The organism is Bradyrhizobium sp. AZCC 1610 (assembly GCF_036924515.1).
Taxonomy (GTDB): Bacteria; Pseudomonadota; Alphaproteobacteria; order Rhizobiales; family Xanthobacteraceae; genus Bradyrhizobium.
The window spans coordinates 767,239-793,257 of the sequence record NZ_JAZHRR010000001.1; the positions used below are offsets into that span (position 1 = coordinate 767,239).

General features: G+C 63.5%; 24 protein-coding genes. 18 read left to right on the forward strand and 6 right to left on the reverse strand.

The window, feature by feature from the left end; all coding sequences use genetic code 11:
• Nucleotides 1-98 precede the first annotated feature (98 nt).
• The 4 genes from V1279_RS03870 to V1279_RS03885 all read left to right on the forward strand — a co-directional run bounded on the left by V1279_RS03870 (nucleotide 99) and on the right by V1279_RS03885 (nucleotide 4,488).
• A complete protein-coding gene (locus tag V1279_RS03870) occupies nucleotides 99-2,147 on the forward strand; it encodes an elongation factor G (protein WP_334432616.1) in 2,049 nt (682 codons plus the stop codon).
• Between the two features lie 81 nt (nucleotides 2,148-2,228).
• Complete coding sequence (locus V1279_RS03875) at nucleotides 2,229-3,071, forward strand: shikimate dehydrogenase (RefSeq protein WP_334432618.1); 843 nt, start codon at nucleotides 2,229-2,231, stop codon at nucleotides 3,069-3,071.
• 87 nt (nucleotides 3,072-3,158) lie between these two features.
• Nucleotides 3,159-3,785 (forward strand): hypothetical protein, encoded by a 627-nt coding sequence (locus V1279_RS03880; protein WP_334432620.1) that lies wholly within the window; start codon nucleotides 3,159-3,161, stop codon nucleotides 3,783-3,785.
• A gap of 76 nt (nucleotides 3,786-3,861) precedes the next feature.
• A complete protein-coding gene (locus tag V1279_RS03885; protein WP_334432622.1) occupies nucleotides 3,862-4,488 on the forward strand; it encodes a hypothetical protein in 627 nt (208 codons plus the stop codon).
• 184 nt (nucleotides 4,489-4,672) lie between these two features.
• Here V1279_RS03885 and V1279_RS03890 read toward each other — a convergent pair whose 3' ends face one another.
• Nucleotides 4,673-5,809: an alpha-hydroxy acid oxidase gene (locus V1279_RS03890; RefSeq protein ID WP_334432624.1), complete on the reverse strand. Its 1,137-nt coding sequence runs from the start codon at nucleotides 5,807-5,809 to the stop codon at nucleotides 4,673-4,675.
• Between the two features lie 120 nt (nucleotides 5,810-5,929).
• Between V1279_RS03890 and V1279_RS03895 the strand changes: the two genes are divergently transcribed.
• The 11 genes from V1279_RS03895 to V1279_RS03945 all read left to right on the forward strand — a co-directional run bounded on the left by V1279_RS03895 (nucleotide 5,930) and on the right by V1279_RS03945 (nucleotide 17,667).
• Nucleotides 5,930-6,118 carry a hypothetical protein gene (locus V1279_RS03895; RefSeq protein WP_334432626.1) on the forward strand — a complete coding sequence of 63 codons (189 nt, stop codon included), beginning with the start codon at nucleotides 5,930-5,932 and terminating at the stop codon, nucleotides 6,116-6,118.
• Between the two features lie 207 nt (nucleotides 6,119-6,325).
• Entirely contained in the window at nucleotides 6,326-7,672 is a 1,347-nt protein-coding gene (gene glmM, locus V1279_RS03900) for a phosphoglucosamine mutase (protein ID WP_334432628.1), read from the forward strand.
• A 145-nt stretch (nucleotides 7,673-7,817) separates the two neighbouring features.
• A complete protein-coding gene (locus tag V1279_RS03905) occupies nucleotides 7,818-9,074 on the forward strand; it encodes an MFS transporter (RefSeq protein WP_334432631.1) in 1,257 nt (418 codons plus the stop codon).
• A 297-nt stretch (nucleotides 9,075-9,371) separates the two neighbouring features.
• Entirely contained in the window at nucleotides 9,372-10,199 is an 828-nt protein-coding gene (locus tag V1279_RS03910) for an outer membrane protein (RefSeq protein ID WP_334432634.1), read from the forward strand.
• 211 nt (nucleotides 10,200-10,410) lie between these two features.
• On the forward strand, nucleotides 10,411-11,238 hold the full coding sequence (locus V1279_RS03915) for an outer membrane protein (protein WP_334432636.1): 828 nt from the start codon (nucleotides 10,411-10,413) through the stop codon (nucleotides 11,236-11,238).
• A gap of 85 nt (nucleotides 11,239-11,323) precedes the next feature.
• The gene (locus tag V1279_RS03920) at nucleotides 11,324-11,914 is read left to right on the forward strand and encodes a glutathione S-transferase family protein (protein WP_334432639.1); all 591 of its coding nucleotides are present in this window, start codon (nucleotides 11,324-11,326) and stop codon (nucleotides 11,912-11,914) included.
• Nucleotides 11,915-11,931: 17 nt separating this feature from the next.
• A complete protein-coding gene (locus V1279_RS03925; RefSeq protein WP_334432641.1) occupies nucleotides 11,932-12,402 on the forward strand; it encodes a GNAT family N-acetyltransferase in 471 nt (156 codons plus the stop codon).
• A 256-nt stretch (nucleotides 12,403-12,658) separates the two neighbouring features.
• Nucleotides 12,659-12,853 carry a hypothetical protein gene (locus tag V1279_RS03930; protein ID WP_334432644.1) on the forward strand — a complete coding sequence of 65 codons (195 nt, stop codon included), beginning with the start codon at nucleotides 12,659-12,661 and terminating at the stop codon, nucleotides 12,851-12,853.
• A 79-nt stretch (nucleotides 12,854-12,932) separates the two neighbouring features.
• On the forward strand, nucleotides 12,933-14,105 hold the full coding sequence (locus tag V1279_RS03935) for a phosphoserine transaminase (protein ID WP_334432646.1): 1,173 nt from the start codon (nucleotides 12,933-12,935) through the stop codon (nucleotides 14,103-14,105).
• A 140-nt stretch (nucleotides 14,106-14,245) separates the two neighbouring features.
• Entirely contained in the window at nucleotides 14,246-15,835 is a 1,590-nt protein-coding gene (gene serA / locus V1279_RS03940; RefSeq protein WP_334432649.1) for a phosphoglycerate dehydrogenase, read from the forward strand.
• Between the two features lie 170 nt (nucleotides 15,836-16,005).
• Complete coding sequence (locus V1279_RS03945; protein ID WP_334432651.1) at nucleotides 16,006-17,667, forward strand: mucoidy inhibitor MuiA family protein; 1,662 nt, start codon at nucleotides 16,006-16,008, stop codon at nucleotides 17,665-17,667.
• A 70-nt stretch (nucleotides 17,668-17,737) separates the two neighbouring features.
• On the opposite strand, the gene V1279_RS03950 is transcribed toward V1279_RS03945, so the two are convergent.
• The 5 genes from V1279_RS03950 to V1279_RS03970 form a co-directional block, all read right to left on the reverse strand.
• Nucleotides 17,738-19,096 carry an esterase-like activity of phytase family protein gene (locus tag V1279_RS03950; protein WP_334432653.1) on the reverse strand — a complete coding sequence of 453 codons (1,359 nt, stop codon included), beginning with the start codon at nucleotides 19,094-19,096 and terminating at the stop codon, nucleotides 17,738-17,740.
• A gap of 213 nt (nucleotides 19,097-19,309) precedes the next feature.
• Nucleotides 19,310-20,110, reverse strand: coding sequence for a heme ABC transporter ATP-binding protein (locus tag V1279_RS03955; RefSeq protein WP_334432655.1), 801 nt, complete (start codon nucleotides 20,108-20,110; stop codon nucleotides 19,310-19,312).
• Nucleotides 20,107-21,204 (reverse strand): FecCD family ABC transporter permease, encoded by a 1,098-nt coding sequence (locus V1279_RS03960; protein ID WP_442894731.1) that lies wholly within the window; start codon nucleotides 21,202-21,204, stop codon nucleotides 20,107-20,109. The genes V1279_RS03955 and V1279_RS03960 overlap by 4 nt, the downstream gene beginning before the upstream one ends.
• Nucleotides 21,201-22,154, reverse strand: coding sequence for a heme/hemin ABC transporter substrate-binding protein (locus V1279_RS03965; RefSeq protein WP_334432660.1), 954 nt, complete (start codon nucleotides 22,152-22,154; stop codon nucleotides 21,201-21,203). Before V1279_RS03965 ends, V1279_RS03960 begins: the two co-directional genes overlap by 4 nt.
• 35 nt (nucleotides 22,155-22,189) lie before the next feature.
• Nucleotides 22,190-22,396 (reverse strand): hemin uptake protein HemP, encoded by a 207-nt coding sequence (locus V1279_RS03970; RefSeq protein ID WP_334432662.1) that lies wholly within the window; start codon nucleotides 22,394-22,396, stop codon nucleotides 22,190-22,192.
• Nucleotides 22,397-22,719: 323 nt separating this feature from the next.
• On the opposite strand from V1279_RS03970, the gene V1279_RS03975 reads away from it, so the two are divergent.
• The 3 genes from V1279_RS03975 to hutX all read left to right on the forward strand — a co-directional run bounded on the left by V1279_RS03975 (nucleotide 22,720) and on the right by hutX (nucleotide 26,012).
• Complete coding sequence (locus V1279_RS03975; RefSeq protein ID WP_442894732.1) at nucleotides 22,720-25,011, forward strand: TonB-dependent hemoglobin/transferrin/lactoferrin family receptor; 2,292 nt, start codon at nucleotides 22,720-22,722, stop codon at nucleotides 25,009-25,011.
• A gap of 136 nt (nucleotides 25,012-25,147) precedes the next feature.
• Nucleotides 25,148-25,483 carry an antibiotic biosynthesis monooxygenase family protein gene (locus tag V1279_RS03980; RefSeq protein ID WP_057839794.1) on the forward strand — a complete coding sequence of 112 codons (336 nt, stop codon included), beginning with the start codon at nucleotides 25,148-25,150 and terminating at the stop codon, nucleotides 25,481-25,483.
• 13 nt (nucleotides 25,484-25,496) lie between these two features.
• A complete protein-coding gene (hutX, locus tag V1279_RS03985) occupies nucleotides 25,497-26,012 on the forward strand; it encodes a heme utilization cystosolic carrier protein HutX (RefSeq protein WP_334432670.1) in 516 nt (171 codons plus the stop codon).
• Nucleotides 26,013-26,019 lie beyond the last annotated feature (7 nt).

Sequence of the window (26,019 nt, forward strand, 5' to 3'; positions counted from 1 at the left end):
GCGCAGCGACGTTTTCCCGCTTGCCAAAATCACGGGACGGGCGGAGCATCCAATCCGCCGACCCAATCACGGGCCGAGCTCCAAACAAGGAGGCGGCAATGGGACAAGACGTCAGAAGTCCCCACGGTCCACGGTGCATAGCGCTAGTGGGCCCTTTCCAGAGCGGTAAAACCACACTTCTAGAGGCCATATTGGCGCGAACGGGCGCCATTAAAAATGCCGGCAGCGTCGATGCCGGAACTTCCGTAGGCGATGCGAGCCCCGAGGCACGTCACCACAAGATGGGCGTGGGCCTCTCCGCCGCCACCACCACCTTCATGGGCGATAGTTATACCTTTATCGATTGTCCCGGCTCGATCGAGTTCGCGCACGACATGCGCGGCGCGTTGCCCGCGGTCGATGCCGCGGTCGTGGTCTGCGAGGCGGACGAGAAAAAGCTGCCGCAACTGCAGATCATCCTGCGCGAGCTGGAGGATCTCGGCATTCCGCGTTTTCTGTTTTTGAACAAGATCGATCGCGCCAACAAGCGCATCCGCGAGACGTTGGCGACGCTGCAGCCGGCCTCGCGCGTGCCGCTGGTGCTGCGGCAGATCCCGATCTGGAACGGCGAGTTGATCGAAGGCTTTGTCGATCTCGCGCTGGAACGCGCCTTCGTTTACCGCGAACACAAGCCGTCCGAGGTCATCGCATTGGACGGCGGCAATCTCGACCGCGAGAAGGAAGCGCGCTTCACGATGCTGGAAAAGCTCGCCGACCACGACGACGCGCTGATGGAGCAATTGCTGGAGGACATCCAGCCACCGCGCGACGCCGTGTTCGACGACCTCGCCCGCGAGTTGCGCGAAGGTCTGATCTGCCCGGTGCTGCTGGGTGCGGCGAGCCGCGAAAACGGCGTGCTGCGGCTGATGAAGGCGCTGCGGCATGAAGCGCCCGGCGTTGTCGAGACGGCGAAGCGGCTCGGCGTGTCGTCGCAGAAGGATGCGCTGGCCTATGTGTTCAAGACCCTGCATCTGCAGCACGGCGGCAAGCTGTCGCTGACGCGGCTGCTGGCCGGCCACCTCGATGACGGCGCGACGCTGCAATCTTCCTCCGGTGAGGCCGGGCGGGTTTCCGGTATTCTCGCAGTGAGCGGCGGACACGACACCAAGCGGGCCGCGGCCGAGGCCGGAGAGACGATCGCGCTCGGCAAGCTCGACGCAATCAAGACCGGCGACACGCTGTCGAGCGGCAAGACCGCGCCAACGGCGCTGACGCGTCTCGAGCCGACGCCGCCGGTGCTGGCGATGTCGCTCGCGGCTGTCGACCGCAAGGACGACGTCAAGCTCGGCCAGGCGCTGTTGCGGCTGAACGAGGAGGATCCGTCGCTGACGATGATCCAGAACCAGCAGACCCATGACATCGTGCTGTGGGGACAGGGCGAGATGCATCTGCGCGTCGCGCTCGAGCGGCTCAAGGATCGCTTCGGCGTCAACGTCAAATCGCAACCACCTGCGATCGGCTATCAGGAGACTATCCGCAAATCGATCACCCAGCGCGGCCGCCACAAGAAGCAATCCGGTGGCCATGGCCAGTTCGGCGACGTGGTGCTGGAGGTCAAGCCGATGCCGCGTGGCTCGGGTTTCGCGTTCGACGAAAAGGTCGTCGGCGGCGCGGTGCCACGCAACTATATCGGCGCAGTGGAAGAGGGCGTGGTCGATGGCCTGGCGAAGGGCCCGCTCGGCTTCCCCGTCATCGACGTGCAGGTGACGCTGACGGACGGCTCCTATCACAGCGTCGACTCCTCCGATCTCGCCTTCCGCACGGCGGCGCGGATCGGTATGAGCGAGGCGCTGCCGCAGTGCCAGCCGGTGCTGCTGGAGCCGATCCACATGGTGGAGATCGTCTGCCCGACGGAGGCGACGGCGAAGATCAACGCCATCCTGTCGGCGCGTCGCGGCCAGATCCTGGGCTTCGACACCCGCGACAACTGGCCGGGATGGGATTGCGTCCGCGCCACCATGCCGGAGGCCGAGATCGGCGACCTGATCGTGGAATTGCGGTCAGCCACCGCCGGCGCCGGTAGTTTCACGCGGGCATTCGACCGCATGGCCGAAGTTACCGGCCGCGCCGCCGACCAGATTATCGCCGCGCACCGCGTCGCGGCGTGAGATGACTTATGAGATGTCGATGATCGTGGCCTCCGGACCATGATCATTGACAGCGCCCGCTGCTTGCCTGATGTGACAGGCATGACAACTGGAACAAAACCTCCCGCCGCCTGCCTGATCGGATGGCCGGCTGCGCATTCGCGCTCGCCGCTGATCCATCATTACTGGCTGCGGACGCTCGGCATCGCGGGCGGCTACGTCATCGAGGCGGTGCCGCCCGACGAGTTTCAGGACTTCGTCTTTCGGCTGTCGCTGCGCGGCTTCGTCGGCGCCAACGTCACCATCCCCCACAAGGAGCGTGCGCTTTCGCTGTCGAAGCCGGACGAGCGGGCGCACGCGGTCGGCGCGGCCAATACGCTGTGGTTCGAGAATGGCGAACTCTGCTCGACCAACACCGACGTCGAAGGTTTTATCAACAATCTCGACGCATGTGCTGATGGATGGGACAGGTGCGAGGACGCGCTGGTGCTCGGCGCCGGCGGCTCATCGCGCGCCGTTCTGTTTGGCCTGCTCGACCGTGGCATCAAGCGGGTGCATCTCGCCAACCGTACCATGGAGCGCGCCCACGCGCTGGCGGATCAGTTCGGCGCGAGCGTTCTGCCGGTGGCGTGGGATGCGCTCGGCGATCTGCTGCCGCGCGCCGGGTTGCTGGTGAATACGACGTCGCTCGGCATGAAGGGGCAGCCGCCGCTCGAACTCGATGTCGGGCGGTTGCCGCCGCATGCCGTCGTCGCCGATCTCGTCTACGTGCCGCTCGACACGCCATTGCTGACGGCTTCACGCGCGCGCGGGCTGAAGACCGCCGACGGGCTCGGCATGCTGTTGCATCAAGCGGTGCGCGGCTTCGAATTGTGGTTCGGCCGGCGCCCCGAGGTGACGCCGGAACTGCGCGCGCTCGTCGAAGCCGATCTCACGAATACATGATCGGCTGATCGCGAAGACTTGAGCCGGAATTTTTTCGAGAAGCCGGGGTCAATGGTTACGTCAGTGCCGCCACCGGAGATTCCCGCCATGTCCGTCAGTCGCTTTCAACTCGTTCGCTTGCTTGCCGCCGTCGCGATGGTCGCGGGCTCCACGCTCTACGCGATCGCCCAGCAGCCGCCGACGCCGACGCGCGTTCGCGGCACCATCGAGGCCGTCGATGGCGACGTGCTCGCCGTGAAGTCGCGGGGCGGCGAGGACGTCAGGCTGCATATGACCGGCGACGTCAACATCGTCGGGATCAGCAAGATCTCGCTGTCCGACGTCAAGGTCGGTTCCTTCATCGGCACCACCACGGTGCCGGGACCCGACGGCAGCCAGAACGCGGTGGAGGTGCATGTGTTTCCGGAAGCGATGCGCGGCACCGGCGAGGGCTCGCGGCCCTATGACCTGCGTCCCAACTCCACCATGACCAACGCCACTGTGGCGGAGTCCGTGGTCGGCAATGACGGTCATACCCTGATGATCAAATACAAAGGCGGCGAGAAGAAAGTCGTGGTCTCCCCGGAGACGCCGGTCGTGACCTACGTTCCCGCCGGCAAGTCCGACCTCAAGCCCGGCGCCAAGGTGATCGCCTTCATGAAGAAGCTGCCGGACGGCTCCTTCGAGACCAGCCGTGTCAGCGTCGGCCGCGACGGGCTGACCCCGCCGATGTGAAGTCGCCCCCGGGAATAGCTACTCCCGTCCGGTGTTTGCGTTGAGTTGGGCGCCAATACACCTCGGGAGGAATACCATGCTGCAATCTTCTTCATGGCCGCGCGGGCTCGCGGCCTCGCTGGCCTTTGTCACCCTGCTTGGATCGGCGGCGTGGGCGCAACAGCCGCCGACGATCCGCATTCGCGGCACCATCGAGGCCGTCGACGGGCCCATGCTGTCGATCAAGTCGCGCGAGGGCACCGACATGAAGGTGCGCGTCACCGACAATGTCGCGGTGTTCGGCGTTGCCAAGACCGAACTGTCTGACATCAAGGAAGGCTCCTATATCGGCGTTACCGGGATGCCGGAGCCGGACGGCACCCAGAAGGCGGTCGCGGTGCATATCTTCCCCGAGAACCAGCGCGGCGCGGCCGAAGGCTTCCGGCCCTGGGACCAGCGCCCCAACTCGACCATGACCAATGCCACCGTCGCGCAGACGGTGAAGGGCACCGACGGCCAGAACATCCTGGTCAAATACAAGGACGGCGAAAAGAAAGTCGTGGTGCCGGAGGGTACGCCCGTCGTCACCTTCGTCGCCGGCGACAAGTCCGAACTGAAGCCGGGCGCCAAGGTGATTATCTTCAGCGCGGTGAAGAAGGACGACGGCACGCTGGAAGCGGCTCGCGTTAATGTCGGTCGCGACGGGATCACGCCGCCGATGTGAGGGGTTCCTGCTGAGCTCTCTCAACGGGTCGTCCCTGCCTTGTGCGCAATTGCGCACTTGGCGCAGGGACCCATAACCACGACTGTTTACTGTAGATTGAAGGCGTCTACCACATCGCCTAACTGAAGGGCCGCGGCGTATGGTTCCCGGCGTTCGCCGGGACGACGATAGAGTTTGATCCGTCTCACACCGCCAGCACGTTATCGTCGATCTCGGCGATCGTGTTGACGCCGCACAATCCCATGGTGGTGAGCATTTCCTTGGCGATGATGTCGAGCGCCTTGGCGACGCCGGCCTGTCCGCCGGCGCCCAGGCCATAGGCATAGGCGCGGCCGATCATGCAGGATTTGGCGCCGAGCGCGAGTGCCCGCATCACGTCCTGGCCGGAGCGGATGCCGCCGTCGAACATGATCTCCATTTTCGAGCCGACCGTGTCGACGATTTCGGGCAGCACCTCGATCGATGACGGCGCGCCGTCGAGTTGGCGGCCGCCATGGTTGGAGACGACAATGGCCTGCGCGCCGGTCTTGGCCGCGATCTCGGCGTCCTCGACGTCGAGAATGCCTTTCAGGATCAGCTTGCCCGGCCAGATCGAGCGGATCCAGTCGATGTCCTTCCAGTTCAGCGAGGTATCGAACTGCGACGCGGTCCATTCCGACAGCTTGGTGAGATCCTCGGTGCCTTTGACGTGGCCGACGATGTTGCCGAAGCTGCGGCGCTTGCCGCGCAGCACGCCGGCGACCCATGACGGCTTGCTGGCGAAGTCGAGCAGTTTCGACAGCGACCATTCCGGCGGCACCGACATGCCGTTCTTGATGTCCTGGTGGCGCTGGCCGATCACCTGCAGGTCGACGGTCAGCACCAGCGCCGAGCATTTCGCCGCGATCGCGCGCTCGATCAGCGCCTTGACGAAACCGCGGTCCTTCATCACGTAGAGCTGGAACCAGAACGGCTTGTCGACGGCGGCTGCGATATCCTCGATCGAGCAGATCGACATCGTGCTCTGGGTAAAGGGAATGCCGGCGGCTTGGGCAGCGCGGCAGGCATGAATCTCGCCGTCGCCATGCTGCATGCCGAGCAGGCCGACCGGCGCGAGGATCAGCGGCATCGCGGCTGGCTCGCCGAGGATCGTGGTGGAGAGATCGCGCTTGGAGACGTCGACCAGGATACGCTGGCGGAACTTGATCTGGCGAAGATCCTCGGAATTGGCGCGCAGCGTGTCCTCGGTGTAGGAGCCGCGGTCCGCGTAGTCGAAAAACGCCTTGGGAACCCTGCGCTTGTGCAGCTGGCGCAGATCCTCAATGCAGGTGATGTGCTTCATGGACGTCCCGGCCCTTCTTGAATTTCCTGGCGGTGTCGTCATCTAGCATGGTTGGATGGCCAGCCAAATCGCATCTCCCAAATCGCGTCTCTGGCGCCATTCCCGACGGGAGGACATCCCATGACCGGACCGCGCAGTGTTGCCCCCGTCGAGACCGGCTCGGCCGTTTCAGAGGAAAAGCGCCGGCTCGACGACGCCCTGGAGGAGGGGCTCGAAGAGACCTTTCCGGCGTCCGACCCGGTCAATGTCACCCAGCCAGCGCCCTCGAAGGGCGACCTCCACGTCAAGCGGGGCGGCCGCCCGTCCTGATCCCGGTGGGCGCAGAAGGATAATTTACAATAATAACAAACGCTTATGCGTTGATCGGGGCCGCTTCCGGCCGTAATGATTCATCATATTTTTTGAAGCCATTTTAGCGGCCGAGGGATTATAACCCATGCACACTAGGATGGAGGGCGTTCGGGGGATTCGTGGCCTTGATGGCCTGAAGAAGACTCTGGAACGGCTGGGGGTCACATGAGTCGCAAATATTTCGGTACCGACGGAATTCGGGGCCGCGCCAATGGTTTGATCACGCCGGAGCTCGCGCTCAAGGTGGGGCAGGCGGCCGGCCTGGTGTTTCAGCGTGGCGACCACCGCCACCGCGTCGTCATCGGCAAGGACACGCGTCTCTCCGGCTACATGATCGAATACGCCATGGTGGCCGGCTTCACCTCGGTCGGCATGGACGTGCTGCTGCTCGGTCCGATGCCGACGCCGGCGGTCGCGATGCTGACCAAGTCGATGCGCGCCGATCTCGGCGTGATGATCTCAGCCTCGCACAATTTGTTCGAGGATAACGGCATCAAGCTGTTCGGCCCGCAGGGCTTCAAGCTTTCCGACGATGTCGAGACGCAGATCGAGCAATTGCTCGACGAGCCGATCGACCGTCGCCTGGCGCAGAGCGCCAGCCTCGGGCGCGCCCGCCGCATCGATGGCGTGCATGACCGCTACATCGAATTCGCCAAGCGCACGCTGCCGCGCGAGCTCTCGCTCGACGGGCTGCGCGTGGTGGTCGACTGCGCGCACGGCGCGGCCTACAAAGTGGTGCCGGAAGCGCTGTGGGAACTGGGCGCCGACGTCATTGCGATCGGCGTCGAGCCCGACGGGTTCAACATCAACAAGGAATGCGGCTCGACCTCGCCGGAGGCGCTTGCCAAGAAAGTGCGCGAGATGCGCGCCGATATCGGCATCGCGCTCGACGGCGACGCCGATCGCGTCATTCTGGTCGATGAGCGCGGACATGTGGTCGACGGCGATCAGTTGCTCGCGGTGATCGCGCAAAGCTGGAAGGAAGACGGCCGTCTCGCCAAGCCCGGCATCGTCGCCACCGTGATGTCCAATCTCGGGCTCGAACGTTTCCTCGAAGGGCAGGGCATCGGCATGGTGCGCACGCCGGTCGGCGACCGTTACGTGCTCGAGCAGATGCTCAAGCAGGGCTACAATCTCGGCGGCGAACCCTCAGGCCATATCATCCTCTCCGACTACGCCACCACGGGCGACGGCTTCGTCGCCGCGCTGCAGGTGCTGGCCGTGGTGCAAAAACTTCGCCGTCCGGTTTCGGAAGTCTGTCACCGTTTCGATCCGCTGCCGCAGATCCTGAAGAACGTGCGCTACCGCTCAGGCAAGCCGCTCGACCATGCCGAGGTGAAATCGGCGATCATGGACGGCGAGAATCGCCTCAACGGGCACGGCCGGCTGCTGGTCCGTTCGTCCGGCACTGAGCCCGTGATCCGCGTGATGGGCGAGGGCGACGACCGCATCCTGGTCGAGGACGTCGTCGATCAGATCGTCACCGCGCTCGGTCACGCCGCGGCGGCATAAGCCAGCTTTATCCTGATGGCGCGGGATCGCTGATCGGTGGTGCGGCAACGCATCGCAGCCATAAGCTATTGCTGCTGGTCGCGACGATGGCCCGACCGTAGAACACGGACACTGCCTGTCCGCGATTCTTTTCGGGAATGCGCCCTTGAACAAGCCCGTCATCGTCTCAGAAGAAACGGCGACCGCGCCGGTAGTCGTGCCGGACGCAGCGGGCCTTGCCGCCAAGGCGGCCGTCGCGGGGCCGGCCTATGTCGTGCTGGCCGGCATCAGCTTCTCGCATTTCCTCAACGACACCATGCAGTCGTTGATCGCCTCGGTCTATCCGATCCTGAAGGACGCTTACGCGCTGGACTATGGGCAGATCGGCATGATCACGCTGGCGTTCCAGTTTACCGCGTCGCTGCTGCAGCCTGTTGTCGGGCATTTCACCGACAAGAAGGCGCAGCCGTTCTCGCTTGCGATCGGCATGGCCTTCACCTTCTTCGGATTGCTGCTGCTCAGCGTCGCGGCGCGCTATCCCATCATCCTGATCGCGGCGGCGCTGGTAGGCCTCGGCTCGGCCGTGTTCCATCCGGAGTCGGCGCGGATCGCGCGTCTCGCCTCGGGTGGCCGCTACGGCTTCGCGCAATCGGTGTTTCAGCTCGGCGGCAGTTTTGGCACCTCGATGGGGCCGGTGCTGGCGGCCTTGATCGTGGTGCCGTTCGGCCAGCCCTCGATCGCCTGGTTTTCATCGATCGCGTTTCTGGCGATCGTGATCCTGTGGCGGATCGGCGTCTGGTACAAGCCGCAGATCGCGACGAGGAAATCGGCTGCGGTGGAACGTCATCCGGACCTGCCGGATTCGCGGCGCGTCAAAATTGCGCTCGCGGTGCTGGTCGCACTGCTGTTCTCGAAGCAGCTCTATGTGTCGAGCCTGTCGAGCTATTACATCTTCTATCTGATCGACAAGTTTCAGGTGTCGACGCAGGCAGCCCAGCTCTACCTCTTCGTGTTTCTCGCGGCCAATGCGGCAGGCGCGTTCTTCGGCGGGCCGCTCGGCGATCGCTTCGGCCGCAAATACGTCATCTGGTTCTCGATCCTGGGCGCGCTGCCGTTCACGCTGGCGCTGCCCTATGCCGGCCTTGCCGCGAGCGCCGTGCTGACAGTTTTCATCGGCCTCATCCTCTCGTCGGCTACGTCCTCGATCATCGTGTTCGCGCAGGAACTGATGCCGCACCGTTTCGGAATGATCTCAGGCGTGTTCTTCGGCGTCGCCTTCGGCATCGGCGGACTTGGCGCCGCCGTGCTCGGCAAGCTCGCCGACCACACCGGGATCGCCTTCGTCTATCACCTCTGCGCGTTCCTGCCCGCGCTCGGCCTGCTCGCGGTGTTACTGCCAAAGATGCCAATGCACGCGCGCTGACGCGTTCTCGCGAGGTGAGGGCGGAAGCTCAGCGCATCAACAAAATCTTAACGGCGCGGCGGCGAGTGGATTCTTCTCAATACATCGTTAGGACGTATGGCAGTTTGTCCATTGTTACTCATGTTGCAAATGCATCGGGACTCGCGTCGCAAACAGCGCGATGAAAAAGTCAGAGTTTGTCAACCTTAATAATTAGGGTTAAGCGCCGCTTAAGCATTTAATGCCATCGTCCGTCCGTGAGTTTTTGAAGTGGGGCCTTTTTTGCAGTCAGCCTCACCGGACAAAAGGACGAAGCCAATGCGTAGCGTTAAGTCTTTCATTGCCGCCGGTGCGGCCACTTTATTGTCCCAGGCGGCGTTTGCTGCCGACATGGCGATTGCGCCTCCTCCGATGTATGCTCCCCCGGTGGTCGAGGATTTCGGCGGCTGGTATCTGCGCGGCGACATCGGCTTCAGCAATCAGCGGGTCGATCGTTTGAACAACGCGCTCGACGCCACCCTCACCTCATCGGTGCAGAGGAACAGCTTCAACAGCGCCGGCATCTTCGGTCTCGGCGTCGGTTACAAGGTCAACAACTGGTTCCGCGCCGACGTGACCGGTGAATACCGCGGCAATTCGCAGTTCGTCGGCACCGACCGCATCACCTATGTAGGCGGCGTCGGCATCGACACCTACCACGCTACCAAGAACGAGTGGGTCGTTCTCGCCAACGCCTATGTCGATCTCGGTACCTGGTGGTGCATCACCCCGTTCATCGGCGCCGGCGTCGGCGGCGCGCGGGTCGCGATCAACGGTTTCACTGACGCGGGCATTGCCAACAATGGCGGCGGTGCGCTGCCGGGTCTCGCCTTTGGCGACAACGTCGCGAAGTGGAATTTCGCCTGGGCCGCGCATGCCGGTCTCGCCTACAGGGTCACGCCGAACTTCACCGTCGAACTCGCCTATCGCTATCTCGACATGGGCGACGGTCTGACCGGCGACTTGCGGACCTTCGACGGCAGCGGTGTCAACACCATCAACCCGATGACCTTCAAGAACATCACTTCGCATGACCTGAAGCTCGGCGTGCGTTGGGATCTGACCAGCCCGCAGGTTTACGCGCCGCCGCTAATGCGCAAAGGTTAATCGCGACTGCCATTCGTTAACGTTGCCGAACGGCGCGGGCACTTCCCGCGCCGTTTGCTTTTGGTGCATGGCGATGCGGGAGCTGCGGCGGGCGAAAAATGTTTGCCGGCTTTCCGACAAGATCTTGCCTAATCGGTGCACGCGACAACGATTGGTTAAGGTTAACAGGCGATGATCAACGCAGGTTCAGAGTGTCCGATGGAGCGTTGCGATGCGTCGATTTTTGCTGGTGGCGGTGATGGGCGGAGCGGTGACCGGCGCTCAGGCGGCTGATATGCCGGACTTGCCGTTTCTCCGCGGCAGTTTCACCGACGGGCTGAGCAGAAGCAGCGTCAACTGGTCGGGCGTCTATATCGGAGGCCACGCCGCGCACGGCGCTGCGGATATGGACTTCACCAACTCCGGCCAGGACCTGCTCGCCAAGCTTCTGAACAATCTCGACCTGGAATCGGAGTTCAATATTTCGCAATGGCCTCTGCTCGGCAAGGCCCATATGCAGAACAGCGGCTTCGGCGGGTTCGTCGGCTATAATTTTCAGTGGAGCGAGGCCATCATTGGTCTGGAGCTGAACTATACCCATGGCAACTTCTTCGGAGCCTCGAGCGGCTCCCAGGCCCGGTCGTTCCAGTATCCTACTGATTACGTGTCGACGGCTGTCGTGTCCTCGAGCGCCTCGATGAAGCTCACCGATTACGGCTCGCTGCGCGTACGTGGCGCATACGCATTCGACAGCTTCCTGCCTTATGGATTTGTCGGCGTCGCACTGGGGCAGGCGAATATCAATCGCAGGGCTGATGCTGCCATTAACTATCGATATGTCGGCTCGGCCGTTCCACCGCTTCCCGATTACTCGGGGGCCTACAGCCTGACTGACGACAAGAACTCTCATTTCGTATGGGGCTTCGCCGGCGGTCTCGGCGTCGACGTGATGCTGTATTCGGGTCTCTTCCTGCGCGCCGAATGGGAGTATCTCCGGTTCACCACGAAGGTCGATACCACCGTCAACACGGTGCGCGCGGGCGTGGGTTATAAATTCTGATCGCGCCGGATGCAGCGGCGTCCGGACGCCGTTGACAGATTTGCCGCCGCCTGTTGCAGTGTCGCCGTAACGAGGGCAGCGGCACATGAAAGTCTACGGCGATACCAATTCCGGCAATTGCCTCAAGGTGAAGTGGGTGTGCGATCATCTCGCGGTGCCCTACACCTGGATAGCGGTCGATACGCTCAAGGGCGAGACGCGGACCGCGGAGTTCCTCAAGCTCAACGGCGCCGGGCAGGTGCCAGCGATCGAACTCGATGACGGCCGTACGCTGGCGCAATCCAATGCCATCATCCGTTATCTCGCGCGCGGTTCTCATCTCATTCCGCAGGATGCGTTCGCGGCAGGGAAGATGGACGAGTGGCTGTTCTGGGAGCAGTACAGCCATGAGCCGTACATCGCCGTCTGCCGCTTCCAGATGTTCTATCTGAAGAAGCCGGTTTCCGACCTCGATCCCGACAAGGTCAAGCGTGGCTATACGGCGCTGGCGCGGATGGAGCATCAGCTTGCCATCACGCCATTTCTGGTGGGCGACGCCGTCACGCTCGCCGACCTATCGCTGCTGGCCTATACGCGCGTGGCGCATGAAGGCGGCTTTCATCTCGACGGCTACGCCGCGGTGCGCCGCTGGATCGGCGCGACCGAAAAAGTCCTCGGCCTGCCGCCGGCGCGCTGACTTCACTGGAAATCGTCATGTCTGCCGTCTCAGAGGTCGCCATCCGCCGTGCCCGCCGCGACGACATAGGTGCCATCGTCGCCATGCTGGCGGACGATCCGCTCGGCGGTGCCCGGGAGCGGATCGAAGACCCGCTGCCGCAATCCTATTACACGGCGTTCGAAACGCTACAGCGCGACCCGAATATCTTCCTCGTCGTCGCCGAGGACGGCGAGGGCGCCGTCGTCGGTTGCCTGCAGCTATGCATTCTGCCGGGGCTGAGCTCGCAGGGCGCCTCGCGCGGCCTGATCGAGGATGTCCGCGTTGCCAAACACTGCCGCAGCCGCGGCATCGGCGAGCAGATGGTGCAGTGGGCGGTTGCCGAAGCGCGAGCGAACGGATGCAAACTGGTCGAACTGCTGACACATCATACCCGCGTCGATGCGCAACGATTTTACGAGCGGCTGGGCTTTGCGCGCAGCCATGTCGGCTTGACCTTGCGATTTTGATCGCCATAGCGTTTTCGAGCGAAGCATGCCCTCGGACTTGATCCGGGGTGGAATCCGGCTCGCGTAAAGAAACGCGTCAGAATAAAGGTCAGCCGACTGCGGTTGAAGCGTATTTGCTATGAATGCTGAGGTAGTCGTCACTCTACGATCCGGTTAACAACCGATAAACTACGCGTGCGTCCGTGATTTTACGGACCGGAACGTCTCCGCTATGCCGACGTCTCCCATAGGGCTTGGGGCAGCTTGGGGATTTCCGATGAAAAGATATTCGATTGTCCGGATCGGAAGCGAATATGTCGTGCAGGCCGGAGAGACCAGCATTTTGAAGGTCTCGAGCCGGCGGGAGGCCGACAAACTGGTCGTCGACGCCGCCGAACTTCTGCAGCAAGAGCCGGTGCCTTCCGAGAGCGAACACCCATCAATCGAGCGTCAGGCTCCCGAAGTTTCTTGACGATCGGGCCGGTTTACCTTATGCACCGCGGCGGGACACCTCCCCCCAACGGGAGGCTTACTATCTGGAAGGATAGATCATGACCGTAGCGAAGCCCGCTTCGCGGCCTAACGTGCCGCATTTTTCCTCCGGCCCCTGTGCCAAGCGCCCCGGCTGGAATCCCCAAAATCTCAAGGACGCTGCCCTCGGCCGCTCGCACCGCGCGAAGGTCGGCAAAGCCAAGCTCAAGCTTGCGATCGAACTGACGCGCGAAGTGCTTGAAGTCCCCGCCGACTACAAGATCGGCATCGTGCCGGCGTCCGATACCGGCGCGGTCGAAATGGCGCTGTGGTCGCTGCTCGGCGCGCGCCCCGTCACGACGATCGCCTGGGAATCCTTCGGCGAGGGCTGGGTCAGCGACATCGTCAAGGAATTGAAGCTGAACGACGTCACCAAGCTGCATGCCGGCTATGGCGATCTTCCCGATCTCGCCAAGGTCGATCAGGCTTCCGACATCGTCTTCACCTGGAACGGCACCACCTCGGGCGTGCGTGTGCCGGACGCCGACTGGATCAGCGCGACCCGCGAAGGCCTCACCATCTGCGACGCGACGTCGGCCGCCTTTGCGCAAGCACTCGATTTCGCAAAACTCGATGTGGTGACGTTCTCCTGGCAGAAGGCGCTGGGCGGCGAAGCCGCGCACGGCATGCTGATCCTTTCGCCGCGCGCGGTGGAGCGGCTGGAGACCTACAAGCCGGCCTGGCCGCTGCCGAAGATTTTCCGTCTGACCAAGGGCGGCAAGCTCAACCAGGGCATCTTCGAAGGCGAGACCATCAACACGCCGTCGATGCTGTGCGTCGAGGATTATCTCGATGCGCTGAACTGGGCAAAATCGATCGGCGGCCTCAAGGCCCTGATCGCGCGCGCCGACGCCAACACCAAGGTGCTTTCGGACTGGAAGGCGAAGACGCCGTGGATCGATTTCCTGGCGAAGGATGCCTCGATCCGTTCCAACACCTCGGTGTGCCTGAAGTTCACAGATCCCGCGATCACCTCACTTAACGCGGACGCGCAGGCCGAGTTCTCCAAGAAGCTCGTGGCTCTCGTGGAGAAGGAAGGCGCCGGTTACGACTTCGCCTATTACCGCGATGCGCCGGCGGGCTTGCGGATCTGGTGCGGCGCCACCGTGGAAGCCTCCGACGTCGCGCTGCTGACGCAGTGGATCGACTGGGCGTTCGCCGAGACCAGGGCCGCGCTGCCGAAGGCCGCTTAACTCATCCACTTAGCCGTCGTCCCGGCCAAGCGAAGCGCGAGCCGGGACCCATAACCACAGCACGGAGTATGGGTCCCGGCTCTACGCGCCAAGAGGCGCTTCGGCCGGGACGACGTTTCGATTTCCCAAAGGAACATCAGATGTCAAAACCCAAAGTTCTCATTTCCGACGCGCTCTCACCGGCCGCCGTGCAAATCTTCAAAGACCGCGGCATCGAGGTCGACTTCCAACCCAATCTCGGCAAGGACAAGGACAAGCTCGCCGAGATCATCGGCAATTACGACGGCCTTGCGATCCGTTCCGCGACCAAGGCGACGGCCAAGATCATCGAGAAAGCAACGAAGCTGAAGGTGATCGGCCGCGCCGGCATCGGCGTCGACAACGTCGAAATCCCGGCGGCCACCGCCAAGGGCATCATCGTGATGAATACGCCGTTCGGCAATTCGATCACGACCGCCGAGCACGCCATCACGCTGATGCTGGCGCTGGCGCGTGAAATTCCGCAGGCCGACACCTCTACCCAGGCCGGCAAGTGGGAGAAGAACCGCTTCATGGGCGTCGAAATCACCGCCAAGACGCTGGGCGTGATCGGTTGTGGCAATATCGGCGCGATCGTCGCCGACCGCGCGCTGGGCCTGCGCATGAAGGTGATCGCGTTCGATCCGTTCCTGTCGCCGGAACGCGCCAAGGACATCGGGGTCGAGAAGGTCGAGCTCGACGAACTACTCAAGCGCGCCGATTTTATCACGCTGCACACGCCGCTGACCGAAAAGACCAGGAACATTATCGACGCGGCGGCGCTCGCCAAGATGAAGAAGGGCGTGCGGATCATCAACTGCGCCCGTGGCGGCCTGGTCGACGAGCAGGCGCTGGTCGATGCGCTGAATTCCAGGCATGTCGCCGGCGCTGCCTTCGACGTGTTCGTCGAGGAGCCCGCCACCAACAACGTGCTGTTCGGCCATCCCAACGTGATCTGCACGCCGCATCTCGGCGCCGCCACCACGGAAGCGCAGGAGAACGTCGCCCTTCAGGTCGCCGAGCAGATGTCCGACTATCTGCTGACCGGCGCGATCTCGAACGCGGTGAATTTTCCGTCGATCACGGCCGAAGAAGCGCCGAAGCTGAAGCCGTTCATCGAACTCGCCGAAAAGCTCGGCTCATTCGCGGGTCAGCTCACCGAGAGCGGAATTCTCAAGGTTCAGATCACCTATGAGGGACACGTCGCCGAGATGAAGATCAAGGCAATCACCTCGGCGGTGCTGTCGGGCCTGTTGCGGCCGATGCTGGGCGACGTCAACGTGGTCTCCGCGCCGGTCGTCGCGAAAGAGCGCGGCATGGTGGTGGACGAAATCGTGCGCGCGGCGCAGAGCGATTACGAAAGCCTGATCACCGTCACCGTCACCACCGAGCGGCAGGAACGCTCGGTGTCCGGCACGGTCTATCACGACGGCAAGCCGCGGCTGGTCGACATCAAGGGCATCCGGGTCGACGCCGAATTCGGCAAGTCGATGATCTATGTCACCAACGAGGACAAGCCCGGCTTCATCGGCAGCTTCGCCGGCCTGCTCGGCGATGCCAAGATCAACATCGCCACCTTCCATCTCGGCCGCACCAAGCAGGGCGGCGACGCCATCGCGCTGGTCGAGATCGACGGGCCGGTCCCGGCGGACGTGCTCGCCAAGGTGCAGGCACTGCCGCAGGTGAAGCAGGCCAAGGCGCTGGTGTTCTAACTGCGCGTCATCCCCCTGTGAGGGATTGCTTATCCGTCGCCGCGGTCCCGCCGCGGCGACGCCGCAGATAAACTTCAATCGAACCGGTTCCTTCCTCGCCGCGTCTCATGACCGGGAGTGGTGGGCGTCTTTGCGCGTCGCCGTCCAGCGAGCGGTTCAGGAGGGTATCCATGCGATTGATTACGAATGGTTTTTTAACGACGAGCCTCGTCGTGTTCACGGCGCTTGCCGCCGGCCCGGTGCGGGCGGCGGACGTGGCCGCCAGTTCAGCGGTCGATGCCGTCACCGTCTATCCCGATGGCGCCAGCGTCACGCGGATCATCTCGCTCGACCTGTCGGCCGGCGAGAATTCGGCCGTTCTCAAGGATTTTCCGCTCACGCTGGATCCGTCGTCGCTCAGGGTCGAGGGCGAGGCGGGCGCAAAACTCACCATTGGCGCGATCGACGCAAAGCCGCCGCGCGCGGCATCGCCGGTCAACCTGCCCGAACTCGACAAGCGCATTGAGGCGCTGAAGGACGAGCGCGTCAATCTGCAGGGCGCGATCGATGCGGCGACCGCCCGGCGCAAATTTGCCGAGCGATTTGCGGATATCTCTCCGGCCGGAATCGGCGACAAGGGCGAGGCGCGGCCGATCGCCGAATGGCGCGCGGCCTTTGCCGCGGTCGGCGACGAAATCGCCAGCGCCGATACAGCCATTCGCGACGCCGTGCGCAAGCAGCGCGAACTCGACCGCGAAATCGCGCGTCTCGAACAGGACCGGGCGCAAAAGCCGCCGAGCAAGCTGGAAGTCAAGATCGAGCTCGCGGCGGCAGCCGCAACGAAAGCAACGCTGCGCGTGACCTATGCGGTGCGCAACGCGCGCTGGACGCCGCTCTATGACGCCCGTCTCGACACCGGCGCCAAGGATCGCAAGCCCGCGCTCGAACTGGTGCGCCGCGCCGAAATCACCCAGGCGACCGGTGAGGACTGGTCCAATGTCGCGCTCAGCGTCTCGACCGTGCGAACCGCGCGCGGCGGCAACGCGCCCGATCTCAATTCGCTGATTGTGCAATATCCGCAACCGCCACGTCCTGCCCAGTCGGCCAGCGGCGGCTTGATGAATAATGCAAAACCGCTGCTGCGCTCAGCACCGGCGCCCCAGGTAGCGGAGGCGCTCGCCGGGAAGGCCGAAGAACAGCAGGCTACAGCCGATGTCAGCGGCTTCCAGGTGGTGTTCAGGATTCCCGGTCGCGTCAGCCTCGGCGCCAGCGAAGGGGCCAAGAGCCTGCGCGTCTCCAGTGCGAGCATCGCGCCCGATCTGGCGGTACGCGCCGTGCCGGTGATGAATCCGACCGCATTCCTCGAAGCGAGCTTCAAGCAGAGCGAGGACGCGCCACTGCTGCCGGGCCGGGTCGCGATCTATCGCGACGGCGTGTTCGTCGGCCGCGGCCAGATGGCTGCCGCCGGCAAGGACGAAACCGTGCGGCTCGGGTTCGGCGCCGACGACAAGATCAAGATCGAACGCGCCGTCCTCAAGCGCAACGAGGGGTCGGCCGGCCTGATCGTGACGTCGAAGACCGACGAGCGTTCGTTCAAGACGACGATCCGCAACGGCCATGATTTCCCGATCAGGATCGCGATCGAGGACCAGTTGCCGGTCAGCGAGAACGAGGACATCGTGGTCGAGATGCTGTCGTCCACGACGACTCCGACCGCGAGCAATCTGCGTGACAAACGCGGCGTGCTGGAGTGGGCTTTTGAGGCCAAGCCTGGTGAGGTCAGGGACATCAACTTCGCCTGGCGGATACGCTGGCCCAAGGACAAGGGCGTCGTGATGGTGCCGGCGGGGTGAGGCGATGTTGGAGCGACGCACGGTCGACCCTCTCCCCGCGAAAGGGCGGGGAGAGGGAGAAGGGGCAGCGTCACTTCGCCTTCAAAAACTCACCGACTTCCAGCAGCACGAACTCGTTGTCGTCAGCCTTGTTCGGCTCGCGGCTCGACGAGAACGGCAGGTTGTTGTCGTTGCCGACGATGATGTGCGTCTCGTCGATGCGATCGACGTTCTCGATGGTGAAGAACGGGAACGCCAAGACGCCGTCGTTGAGCGGCTTGCGGGCCTTGTTGTCGGGATCCTTGATCTTCATCAGGTCGATATAGCCGATCTTGCGCACCGGCTTGCCGACATTGGCGTCGGAAAGCTCGACCTTGTAGACGCGCTTGAATTTCGCGAGGTCCAGAAAGCAGCTCTCGCCGCGCTGGCTTTGCGGACAGGCCTTGTCGGCGGTGCCTTCGCCATTGTCGCGTTCGATGATCAGGCCGCTTGAAGCGTCGATCATGTTGAAGTCGCCGATCGCATTGCCGTTCTGCTCGAACACATAGTGCCAGTAGCGCCCGGTGAACTTTTCCGCCGCGACGTCGAACTCGAGGATCCGCGCGGCTTCCTTGCCGTCGACTTTTTCAACGTCCTTTTTTTCGGCGTCCCAGAGCGGGCCTTCGAGCAGGCCGTACAGGAACTTGCCGTCCTTCGAGGCGGCAAAACCTTCATAGCCCTTGGAGCGGCGCAGATTGACCGTGGTGTAGCTCGCGCCCGGTGCTGCCGGCGACTGCACCGACCAATGGTCCGGCGAGCGCACCGGCTTGCCGTCGGCGGTGGTTTCGAACACGGCCAGGATCTTGCCAGTCTTGTCGGCCTTCAGCACGTAGGGGCCGAACTCGTCGCCGATCCAGAAGGTGTCGCCGATGATCTGAAAGCCTTCGGTGTCGAAGTCGGCGCCGGTGAGATAACGTTTTGCCGTGTCTTCATGCAGGATGCGGAATGGCACCTTTTTGTCGGAGTCGTGCAGGAAGATGGTTTCCTGCCGCTCGATCTTGCCGCTGGCCCAGTCGATCTTGTGGCGGTTGAGATACAGCATCGAATCCGCTGAGTTGTAGCGCGAGCCCATGCCGTTGTCGGTGAGCACCCAGAACGAGCCGTCCGGCATCACCTTGATGCCGGAATGACCCTGCAGCGGTTGGCCCTTGAACGGCAGCGACACGCCGGTCGGCCGCTCATAGGATTTGCCCATCACGGCGCCGACGGCGTCGGTGCGCTTGCCGGTGGTGTATTTGCCCGCGGTCTTGAGATCATTGGGTGCGTCGGCGGGCGCATCGACGAAGCTCTGCGCCGGCAGCACGGCGTGGCCCTTCAGCGTGGCGGGAAATTCGCCTTCGCCTTCGCCTTGCGCAAATGCAGCACTGGCCAGCAAGACAGATACGACGGAGCAGAGCAATGACACGCGCATGGCGGATCTCCTGTGAATGACGATGCGCCTGTCTTGCGGAGCGGCTGTTACAATTGGCTGACAGTTCCGTGAAGAACCTGTAACGCCGTGGGATAAGCCTTGCGGCGTTATGCCGTCATAGCGTTTTCCAGCGAAGTGGGCCCCGGTTCGCGTCAAGAAAACGCGTCAAAACAAAAACCTAGAGCCCGGTTCTGATTCAATCAGAACCGGGCTCTAGGGCGGGCCTGCGGGCCGCATCGTCTGCGGCAGCAGGAACGGTACGCCCTGATCGGTATAGTCGATCGTGACGTCCACCTCAAAAATCCGGCGGATGGTCTCGGCCGTGATCGCATCGGTGCGGCCGCCGTCGACGGCTAGCCGTCCCCGGTGCAACAGCACGATCCGGTCGGCGAAGCGCATCGCCAGATTGAGGTCGTGCAGCACGGCGATCACGGCCGTACCATTCTGCGCGCGCCGCTTCGCCGTTTCCACCAGGTCGATCTGGTGACGCATGTCGAGGCTGGAGGTCGGCTCGTCCAGCAGCAGCAGGCCGGGGCCGTGCTGTTCTTCGCCGCAGGCGAGCTGCACCAGCACGCGGGCAAAATGCGCGCGTTGCTGCTCGCCGCCGGAGAGCGTCGGCAGTTGTCGGTGAGCGAAATGCGCGAGATCGACTTCGCCAAGCGCCGCATCGACCAGCCGCTGCGCGGTGGCGCGGCCGCTATCGCCCGCGCCCATATGGACGATTTCCTCCACCGTGAACGGGAAGGTGACGTTGACATGCTGCGACAGCATCGCGCGGTGGTGGGCGAGAGCGCGCGGCGCATAGAGATGGATGTCGCGCTGTTTCAGCCTGATCTGGCCGCGCGTCGGGCGGAGATCGCCGGACAGCATCCGCAGCAGCGTCGATTTGCCCGCGCCGTTGGGGCCGACGATCGCGACCATCTCGCCGGCTTTGATGCGCAGATCGATGCCGTCGACCAGCGTGGCGCCGCCGATCGTTATCGAGATCGATTGCGCTTCGAGAAGGGCGGTCATAGCGAAACCAGCCCGCGCTGACGCAACAGCATGCCCAGGAAGAACGGCGCGCCGATCGCCGCCGTCAGGATGCCGATCGGCATTTCCGCGGGCGCCACGATGGTGCGGGCCAGCGTATCGGCGCCCACCAGCAGCACCGCACCCAATAACATCGAGGCCGGCAGCAGCAGCCGGTGCGCCGGCCCGATCACCAGCCGCAGCAGATGCGGCACCACGATGCCGACAAAGCCGACCACGCCGCAGACGGAGACGGCAACCCCGGTCATCGCCGACACCAGCACGATCGAAATCCGCTTCAAGCGTTCGACGTCGACGCCGCTGTGAAACGCCTCGGCCTCGCCGAGCACCAGGACATCGAGGCCGCGCGCGATGGAGACGCAGGCGATCAAAGCGAGCGCGAGCACCGGCGCCAGCGTGGCGAGCTTGGGCCAGGTCGCGCCGCTCAACGAGCCCAGCATCCAGAACGTGATGTCGCGCAACTGGCGATCGTCGGCGATGAACACGAGTAAGCCGATGCCGGCATTGGCGATGGCGGCAATCGCGATGCCGGCCAGCAGGAAAATCGCGATCGACGTCCGCCCCGAGCGGCTTGCGATCGAATAGAGGATGATCGTTGTCACCAGCGAGCCCGCAAACGCCGCGATCGGCAGCAACTGATGCTGCATGAAGCGGAGGCTTTGGCCGATCTGGCTGTCGGTGAACACGATCGCGGCGGCAGCCGCCAGCGCGCCCCCGGAGGAAACGCCGACCAGCGCGGGATCGGCCAGGGGATTGCGAAACAGCCCCTGCATGATGGCGCCCGATGCGGCGAGCAGGGCGCCTACCATCGCAGCCGCGGCGATCCGCGGAATCCGGATCGACCACAGCACGAGCTGGTCGCGCGCAAGCATCGGACCCGCTGCAGTGTCGCCCCACAGGCCGAGCGCGGCCGGCAGCCGCCCCAGCGGAATTCCCGCGGCGCCCACCGTGAGCGCGATCAGCGCCGCACCGGCAAGCGCGACAAACAGGCAGATGAGGGTCAGTGAAGCGGGCGGGCGCAATGCATACCCGCTGCGGCGTTTCGCACGTTCGGTGCTGTCGGCCAGCGCAGTCACAGCCGGCAGTTTGCGGCGAGCACCGCCGGCTTGAAGTTCTCCGCCTGCGGCGCCAGCGCCGGATAGAGCTTGATCGAGAGATCGCGGGCGGCGGCCGCCGTGCGCGGCCCGAAGCCGAGCAGATAGAGGCCATCCATGGAAATGAACGCCTTGTTCGCCGCAACCGGCGTCATCGCGAAGGCCGGATGGAGGTACACCGTTTCCGCATCCAGCGAGTCTTTGCTGCGCTGGATCGAAAGCACCACGTCGGGCTTTGCAGCTACGATCGCCTCGTCGTTGATGATCTTGTAGCCGTCATAGCCGTCGATCGCGTTGACGCCGCCGGCGAGCGCGATGATCTCGTTCGCCGCGGTGTTTTTCCCGGCGGCCATCGCCCGGCCGTTCAGCAGCGACATCACGAACATCACGCGGACCGGCTTCGTCACCTTGGCGCGCAGCTCGCGCAGTTGCGTCAGATCGTCCGTTACCGCCGCGATCAGGCATTCGGCCCGCTTGTCCGCGCCCATGGCGTGGCCGACCAGCCTGATCTTCTCGATCAGGCCTGCTTCCGAAAATGTTTCCGGCACCAGCACCAGCGGCACCCTGGCGGCCTCCAGCACGTCCATGGTTTCCTTCGGCCCGGACCCTTGCGCCGCCAGCACCAGCGAGGGGTTGAGCCCGAGCACGCCCTCGGCCGAAAGCTGGCGCATGTAGCCGACATTCGGCTTGTCGCGTAGCGCTGCGGCCGGATAGAGGCTGGTCGAGTCGACACCGGCGAGGCGGTCCTCAAAGCCCAGCGCATAGAGGATTTCCGTGATCGCGCCGCCGATCGAGACGATCCGCGCGACATCGCCGATCGTGACGTCGCGGTTACGGGCATCATGCACCGTAATGCCCGCGGCGAGCGCTGTGCCGCCAAGCAGGAAACAGCCCGCGGCGGCCGACAATACGAGTGTGCGACAAAATGTCATTGCCGGTTCACCTGGTTAGGTCCTTTTGGTGAGGTTCACTTGGTCAGAATCAGCTTGTTCTGCGACGTCAGCCGCAGGCGATAATTGTCCTCGCCATGCGCGATGATAATTTCGCGCTCGGTCGCGAACAGCTCGCGGCTGTCGATACGGCTGCCGTTCATGGTGAGAAGGCGCGTCGCAGACGACGGCTTTTCGGCATGCTTTCCGGCGCCTCCGACATTATCTCCTGAAGGTGCCGCCATAATTGCTGCTGTGTCCCCAATATTCCCGACCAGCTGCTTGTATAATTTGATCGACGCGCAATCCAACTGCTGCACTTTACAATCGATGTAAAGTGCGCCGTGCCGTTATTGACCGGTTCCGCAACGCGGCGTAACCAAGATGAATGCGATACGGGCGGGGGTGCTCGGTCGCGAAAATTGGTAGCCAGCAAGCAGCCGCTCATCACCGCGGTTCCCGCCAGCCAGACCCAAGAGACAGAACAACAGGTTGGGGCAGTATGGCTTTCGGGGCTAGGCATTCGCGCGCCTTGGTTTTAGGCGCGTCGGCATTTTCGTTCGCATTGATGTCGTCAAGCGCAGCGTTCACGCAGGCGCTCGAAGCGGAGGCCGTCACGCGCCCTGCCGAGCAGAAGAAACAGAAGCAGGCCAAGCGCCAGCAAGCCAAGCCGCAGCAGGATACGCAGGCGCCGGCGATGAACGCGCGGGCGCAGATTGGGGCCGCACCGGTGCAATCGCTCGATACGATCACGGTGGCAGCCTCGAAGACCGAGGAGCGCGCCATCGACGCGCTGGCGCCGGTCAGCGTGGTGACGCTCGAGCAGATCCAGGGCCTGCAGCCGAACCGGCTGTCCGATATCTTCTACAACGTGCCCGGTGTTTCGTTTCAGGAGCGCGGCGACGATCCCTCGACCGTGATCAACATCCGCGGCCTGCAGGATTTCGGCCGCGTCGCCGTCGTTGTCGACGGCGCGCGGCAGAACTACCAGCGCACCGGCCACAATGCCAACGGCTCGTTCTTCCTCGACCCGGAACTGGTCGGCGGCGTCGATATCGTGCGCGGCCCGACCGCGAACATCTACGGCTCCGGCGCGATCGGCGGCGTGGTCTCGTTCCGCACCAAGGACATCGACGACGTCGTGCGCCCCGGCGAGCGCTGGGGCGTCGACATGACCGGCTCTGGCGGCACCAACAGCGCTCGCGGCCTCGGCTCGATCTTCGGCGGCGTGCGCGTCAACCCCGATGTCGACGTGTTCGGCGGCGCGGTCTACCGCACCCAGGGCAACTACAAGGACGGCAACGGCACCGAGATCGGCAATACAGGCAACGAGATCGCGGCCGGCTTGATGAAGGTTACGGTGCGTCCCGCCGAAGGCCATGAGGTCAAGCTCGGCGGCATCTTCCAGGATTACAAGTACAGTATTGGGCAATTCAATCGCGGGCCGACCACCACCCTTACGCCCCCGGCGGCGATCGCGGGCAGCTCGGTCTATGCATCGGACGCGAAGAACTACACGGGAACGCTCACCTGGAAGTACTCGAAGCCTGATGACAGATGGTTCGACTGGAGCGCAACCGTCTACGGCAATCGTACCGACAACGACCAGATCAAGACCTATAATAACCGCATCAACAGTGGCGGTGGCGTTTGTTCGCTTGCCAATCCCGGCAACAACATTTCGGGCTGCGTCGGCGACCGCCGCGGCTATGTGCTCGATACCCTCGGCATCGACGTCAACAACACGACCCGCTTCAATGTCGGCGACTGGCGCAACGCTTTCACGGTCGGGTTCGACGCGTTTCAGGACGATGTGAGAACGACCGACAGTCGCGGCAATTCGAACGTCACCACGCCCAGCGGCTTGCGGACCGTCTCCGGCGGCTTCGCACAACTGAAGCAGAACTATTCGACCTGGCTCGAAGTCGTCAGCGCGATCCGCTACGACCGCTACGATCTTCATTCGCCGACGGTGGCGACGGGTGGCGGCGGCGATCGCTTCTCGCCCAAGATCACTGTCGGCGTAACGCCGGTGGCGGGCTTCACGCCCTATGTCAGCTATGCCGAAGGCTATCGCGCGCCCGCGATCACGGAAACGCTGATCAACGGCTCGCATGCAAACGGTGGTGCGCCGTTTGGTTTCAACTGCCCGGACGGCAATTTCGGCCTGTTCTGCTTCCTGCCCAATCCCAACCTGCGGCCGGAGGTCGGCAAGAACAAGGAAGCCGGCGTCAACCTGAAATATGACGGCATCTTTTCCGCCAACGACAGCTTCCGCGGCAAGTTCAACGTGTTCCGCAACGACGTCAGTGACTACATCGACCTCGTCCCCTTTGGATTTGTTGCGATGCCGCCGTTCGGCACGCTCCCCCAGTTCTACCAGTACCAGAATATCGCGCAGGCTCGGATCGAGGGCATCGAGGCCGAGACGCTGTATGACGCGGGCTCATGGTATGTCGGCGTCGCCGGTCACCTGATCCGTGGCAAGAACGTCGCGACCAATATCGGGCTTTCGACCATCACGCCGCGCAAGATCACCACGACCGGCGGCGTGCGGCTGCTCGACCGCAGGCTGATCCTGGCGGCGCAGTGGTCCTCGTTTGGCGCCAACAACGACGTGCCCGCCGGCTATCTGCCCTCGACCGGGTATGAACTGGTCAATCTGTATCTGACCTGGAACGCGACCAAGGATATCGTGTTCTCCGCGTCGATCGACAATCTCCTGAACCAGTATTACCGGCCCTACGCGATCCCGCGCAGTTCCTCCGACAACTCCACGCAGAACGACGTGTTGTGGTCGAGCCCCGGACCGGGCAGGGTCTACAAGGCCGGTTTGAAAATTCACTTTGGCGGAGTTTAGTTCGACGAGCTGACAAACCGATCAAGTTGCACCGGGCCGCGCTAATGCTCCAGCGCGGCTGCGGTGCGTTCATGTTTCCCACCAACTCAAGCGGTACGCCAGGCGCACCCCAGCAACCCAGCAAGGAGATTTTGAAATGTTTATCGCAATGAACCGGTTCCAGGTGAAGATTGGCTCTGAAGCGGCGTTCGAGACCGTCTGGCGCACGCGCGAGTCCTATCTCAGCAGCATGGCCGGCTTCGTCGAGTTTCATCTGCTCAAGGGGCCCGTCGCCGAGGATCACACGCTGTATTCCTCGCACACGGTCTGGGTCGACAAGGCGGCGTTCGAAGCCTGGACCAAATCGGAAGAATTCCGCCGGGCCCACGCCCGCGCCGACAACAAGACCGGCGAAAGCCTCTACCTCGGCCATCCCAAGTTTGAAGGATTTGAAGTGATCCTGAGCGAGCGCAAGTCCAGCGCCGCCGCTTAAAGGGGAGGGTGCCATGTTGAGCACGGACGTTGCCGGCCTCAAGGCGTATATGGCGGAGCATCCGGGCGCGGTGATCGAGGATGTGGCGCGGGAGCGGAAAGTTACCCCGCGCGCCGTCCTGGAGGCGCTGCCGGAAACGATGGTGCGTATCGGTGGCGGCAGCGAATTCGCCGCCGCGATGGCCGACGTCGCGCAATGGGGCGAGGTGACGCTGATCGTCCATACCGATGATGCGATCTTCGAATTCACCGGCAGCGTGCCCGCGGGCGAGATCGGCCGCGGCTATTTCAACCTGATGCAGCCGAAGGGGCTTCACGGCCATCTTCGTCACGAACGCTGCGCGGCCATCGCTTTCGTCGAGCGGCCCTTCATGGGCAAATCGTCGGCCTTCATCGCGTTCGTCAATGTGGACGGCGGCATCATGTTCAAGGTGTTCGTCGGCCGCGACGAGACGCGCGCGCTGCGCAGCGACCAGTTGCAGCGCTTTCATGCGCTTAGCGAGAGGATCGCGCCCGCCCGCGCGGCGTAGCCGGTTC